The organism is Isoptericola sp. NPDC058082, assembly GCF_042885055.1.
Lineage (GTDB): Bacteria > Actinomycetota > Actinomycetes > Actinomycetales > Cellulomonadaceae > Isoptericola.
The window spans coordinates 47,228-51,511 of the sequence record NZ_JBHVSQ010000012.1; the positions used below are offsets into that span (position 1 = coordinate 47,228).

A 4,284-nucleotide genomic window follows, 5' to 3' on the forward strand; every position below is an offset into this window, starting at 1 on the left:
CCGCCCGTCTCCCCTCCCCCCCGGAGGGAGAAAAAACCACCCCCCCCCCCCCCCCCCCCCCCCCCCCCCCCCCCCCCCCCCCCCCCCCCCCCGGGCCTCTGACGTGCGATCCGGCCCTGACCTGTCGGTCAGAAGTTGATCATGTGCCCCACGATGCCGTGGATGGACTCCTGGATCGCCTCGGACAGCGTCGGGTGCGTGTGCACGTTCCGCGCCACCTCGTCGGCGGTGAGGTCCCACTTCTGCGCGAGGGTGAGCTCGGGCAGCAGCTCGGAGACGTCGGGCCCGATCATGTGGGCGCCGAGGAGCTCGTTGTACTTGGCGTCGGCGACGATCTTGACGAAGCCGGTGGGGTCGCCGAGGCCGTGGGCCTTGCCGTTGGCCATGAACGGGAAGGAGGCGACCTTGACGTCGTAGCCCTCGTCCTTGGCCTGCTGCTCGGTGAGGCCGAACGACGCGACCTGCGGGGAGCAGAACGTGGCACGCGGCATCATGCGGTAGTCGCCGAGGGTCTGGGTCTCGGCCCCGCCGATGGTCTCGGCGGCGACGACGCCCTGCGCCTCCGCGACGTGCGCCAGCATGAGCTTGGCGGTGACGTCACCGATGGCGTAGATGTGCGGCACGTTGGTGCGCATGTGGTCGTCGATGGCGATGGCGCCGCGCTCCGTGAGCTGGACGCCGGTGCTCTCGAGGCCGAAGCCCTCGACGTTCGGCGCGAAGCCGACGGCGGAGAGGACCTTGTCGACGACGATCTCGCCGGGCTTGTCGTCCTTGACGCCCTTGTAGGAGACGGTGACCGACGAGCCGTTGTCCTTGATGGTCTGGACGGCGGTGGAGGTCAGGAGCTTGATGCCGAGCTTCTTGTACTGCTTGGCGATCTCCTTGGAGACGTCGGCGTCCTCGTTCGGCAGCGCACGGTCGAGGAACTCGATGATCGTGACGTCCACGCCGTAGTTCTTCAGGACGTAGGCGAACTCCATGCCGATGGCGCCGGCGCCGACGATGGCGATCGACTCGGGCAGCTCGCGCGTCATGATCTGCTTCTCGTAGGTCACGACGTTCTCGGACAGCTCGACGCCCGGGAGCAGCTTGACCTGCGAGCCGGTGGCGATGATCGCGTTGTCGAACGTCACCGTCTCGGTGCCGCCCTTGTTGAGCGCCACCTCGATCGTGTTCGCGTCGCGGAACGTGCCGCGGCCGTCGTACTCGGCGACCTTGTTCTTCTTCATGAGGAAGTGGACGCCCTTGACCCGGCCGTCCGCGACGACGCGGGACCGGTCGAACGCCTTGCCGAAGTCGAACGTCACGTCACCCGACATGCCGAAGAAGTCGGCCTGGTGGTTGAAGATGTGGGCGAGCTCCGCGTTGCGCAGCAGCGCCTTGGAGGGGATGCAGCCCACGTTGAGGCAGACACCACCCCAGTACTTCTCCTCGATGATGGCGACGGACTTGCCGAGCTGGGCCGCGCGGATCGCGGCGACATAGCCGCCGGGGCCAGCCCCGAGGAGGACGACGTCGTAGTGGGAAGCCATGGTCCCAGCCTATTAGCGCGCGCCACCCCCTGCGGCGTGACGTCCGTCGCACCTAGCGGACGGAGTCCACGCCCAGGTTCGCGAGCTCGTCGGCGCGCTCGTTCCCCGGGTCGCCGGCGTGCCCCTTGACCCACACCCAGCGCACGTCGTGCTTCGTGACCTCGGCGTCGAGGGCCTGCCAGAGGTCCACGTTCTTCACGGGCTTCTTGGCCGCGGTGGTCCAGCCGTTGCGCTTCCAGCCGGCGATCCAGGTCCTCATGCCGTTCATCACGTACGAGGAGTCGACGTGGATCACCACGGTGCTGGGCCGCTTGAGTGCGCGCAGCGCCTCCACGACGGCGGTGAGCTCCATGCGGTTGTTGGTGGTGACGGTCTCGCCGCCGTAGAGCTCCTTGGTGTGCTCTCCTGACTTCAGCAGCGCGCCCCAGCCGCCGATGCCGGGGTTGCCCTTGCACGCACCGTCGGTCCACATCTCGACCAGGGGCTTCTCGATCTCGTCAGGCACCCGCACACCCTACGTTCCCCGTGTCCACGGCCGTGTCGGACGCCGCACGTAGCGTCGGCTCACACCCCAGGACGACGAAGGAGACGCACATGAGGTTCGGTTTCGTCGGCAGCTTCGGCACCCCGCGGCAGAACGTCGACCTCGCCCGCGAGTGCGAGGAGCACGGCTGGGACGGCTTCTTCAGCTGGGACGGCATGAGCATGGGCGACTGGGGTGGCGACGCCCTGACGGCCTGGGACCCGTTCGCCGTCCTCGCGGGGGCCGCGGCCGTGACGGAGCGCATCACGCTCGGCGCGATGGTCTTCGCGGTGCCGCGGCACCGGGCGTGGGAGCTGGCCCAGCGCGCCCTGACGGTCGACCAGCTGTCCGGTGGGCGCCTCGTGCTGCCGGCCGGGGTCGGGGTGCTGGACGACCGCGGCTTCACGTCCGTCCCGGGGCAGGTGACCGCCCTGAAGGACCGCGCGCAGGCGCTCGACGAGACGCTCGAGTGGCTGCGCACGTCGTGGTCGGGCGAGACGTTCGAGGCCGACGGCGCGCAGGTGCGCACGGGCCCGTTCCGGTTCGCCGCCCCCCCGGTGCACGGCCACATCCCCGTCTGGCCCGTCGGCGTCTGGGACGCCACGAACCCGCCGCTGAAGAACCTGCACCGCACGCTGCGCTGGGACGGGATCGTCGTGCAGGCCCGCGGCGCGACGCCGGAGGAGGCGGAGGCCGGCCCCGACGCCGTCCGCGAGCTCACCGCGTGGATCGCCGAGCAGCGCGGTCCCGACGCCGGCCCGTTCGACGTCGTCGCGTCCGGCCTGCTCTCGTCCGACGCGAGCGAGGCCCGCGACCAGGCCCGCGCCTTCGCGGACGCCGGCGCGACCTGGTTCGTCGACTCGTGGTGGGACCCGGAGGCGGCGACGCCGGAGCGTCTGCTCGAGCGCGTGCGGCAGGGTCCGCCCGCCCTCTAGGGCGCACGGTCGTCCGCGGCCCGTTCAGGCGGGGTCGGCGAGCGCGCGCTCCTCGTGGCGGGCGCGCGCCTCCTCGATGTCCGGCACGTGCTGCTCGGCCCAGGCCCGAACGGCGCGGAGCGGCACCAGGAGCGAGCGCCCCAGCGGCGTCAGGTCGTACTCGACGCGCGGTGGGTTCTCGGCGTAGTCGCGGCGCTCGACCAGGCCGTCGGCCTCGAGCGTGCGGAGGGTCTCCGTCAGCACCTTCGGCGTGATGCCCTGGATGTGCGCCTTGAGCTGCGTGAAGCGGCGAGGGCCGTCGTCGAGGGCGTTGACCACGAACACGGTCCAGCGCGCTCCGATGCGGTGCAGCACGGTCCGGCTCGGGCACGTCGCCGCCATCACGTTGTAGGCCTTGCCCACGGTCGTCCCCAGTTCCGTTGAAGGTACCGGTATCCAATCCATACCGTGACTCCCGATCCTACGAGAGGGAGTGCCGACATGGAACGGATCCTGGTCATCGGCGGGGCACGGGCGCTGGGCGCGGCCGTCGCGCGACGTGCGGCGAAGGACGGGTACGACGTGGTGGTGGGCGCACGAGGCCTGGCCGCCGCCGAGACGGTGGCGGCGGAGCTCGGTGCGACGGCGCTACGGATCGACCTCCAGGACGAGTCGACGATCGCCGCCGCGGCCGCCCGGCTCGCGGACGGTGTCGACCACGTCGTGACGACCGGTTCGGCGCCGCACGACGTGCGGGCCGCGGAGCTGGATCACGAGAAGCTGGTCGGCGCCTTCACGGCGAAGGTGCTCGGGCCGATGCTGGTGGCGAAGCATTTCGCGCCGTTGCTGCGACCGCACGGGTCGATGGTGCTGTTCTCCGGCGTCGTCGGGTGGCGGCCCGGGCCCGGCTCCCTCGTCAAGGGCACGACCAACGGCGCGGTCGCGCACCTCGCCCGGCACCTCGCGGCGGACCTCGCTCCCGTGCGGGTCAACGCCGTGTCGCCCGGGGTCGTCGACTCGGGCGCGTGGGACCGGCTGGGCGCGGGCAAGGCCGCCCTGCTGGGCAGGAGCGCCGCGGGGACGCTGGTCGGCCGCCACGGCGAGCCGGACGACGTCGTCGACGCGGTGATGTGGCTGCTGCGCGCCGGCTTCGTCTCGGGCGAGACCATCCACGTGGAGGGCGGCGCACGCCACAAGGTCGGCTGAGCGCCCCGGCAACGCATCGAGCGTGGTGGGTTGATTCCCTAAAAAACCCTCTGGGGACCAAGCCACCAACATCCCAGGTTTGGGCGCAAGGTCCCCCCCCCCGGCGTAC

The 4,284-nt window shown here is 71.1% G+C and carries 5 protein-coding genes; 2 read left to right on the forward strand and 3 right to left on the reverse strand.

Translation table 11 applies throughout. The annotated features are described in order from the left end of the window. Positions 1-128 precede the first annotated feature (128 nt). Positions 129-1,532, reverse strand: coding sequence for a dihydrolipoyl dehydrogenase (lpdA, locus tag ACFVS0_RS15780; protein ID WP_430588485.1), 1,404 nt, complete (start codon positions 1,530-1,532; stop codon positions 129-131). A gap of 52 nt (positions 1,533-1,584) precedes the next feature. Continuing rightward, entirely contained in the window at positions 1,585-2,004 is a 420-nt protein-coding gene (gene rnhA / locus ACFVS0_RS15785; protein WP_430550383.1) for a ribonuclease HI, read from the reverse strand. 122 nt (positions 2,005-2,126) lie between these two features. On the opposite strand from rnhA, the gene ACFVS0_RS15790 reads away from it, so the two are divergent. After that, entirely contained in the window at positions 2,127-2,990 is an 864-nt protein-coding gene (locus ACFVS0_RS15790) for an LLM class flavin-dependent oxidoreductase (protein WP_430588486.1), read from the forward strand. 24 nt (positions 2,991-3,014) lie between these two features. Here ACFVS0_RS15790 and ACFVS0_RS15795 read toward each other — a convergent pair whose 3' ends face one another. Continuing rightward, positions 3,015-3,392 carry a winged helix-turn-helix transcriptional regulator gene (locus ACFVS0_RS15795; protein ID WP_430564666.1) on the reverse strand — a complete coding sequence of 126 codons (378 nt, stop codon included), beginning with the start codon at positions 3,390-3,392 and terminating at the stop codon, positions 3,015-3,017. 78 nt (positions 3,393-3,470) lie between these two features. Here ACFVS0_RS15795 and ACFVS0_RS15800 point away from each other — a divergent pair, with 78 nt between their 5' ends. Further along, entirely contained in the window at positions 3,471-4,175 is a 705-nt protein-coding gene (locus ACFVS0_RS15800; protein WP_430588487.1) for an SDR family NAD(P)-dependent oxidoreductase, read from the forward strand. The last annotated feature ends 109 nt before the right edge of the window (positions 4,176-4,284 follow it).

Excerpts from the sequence above, each read along its gene's own strand:
- ACFVS0_RS15800 (WP_430588487.1), top strand. The coding sequence starts at position 3,471 with ATGGAACGGATCCTGGTCATCGGCGGGGCACGGGCGCTGGGCGCGGCC.
- ACFVS0_RS15790 (WP_430588486.1), top strand. The coding sequence starts at position 2,127 with ATGAGGTTCGGTTTCGTCGGCAGCTTCGGCACCCCGCGGCAGAACGTC.
- lpdA (WP_430588485.1), bottom strand. The coding sequence starts at position 1,532 with ATGGCTTCCCACTACGACGTCGTCCTCCTCGGGGCTGGCCCCGGCGGC.
- rnhA (WP_430550383.1), bottom strand. The coding sequence starts at position 2,004 with ATGTGGACCGACGGTGCGTGCAAGGGCAACCCCGGCATCGGCGGCTGG.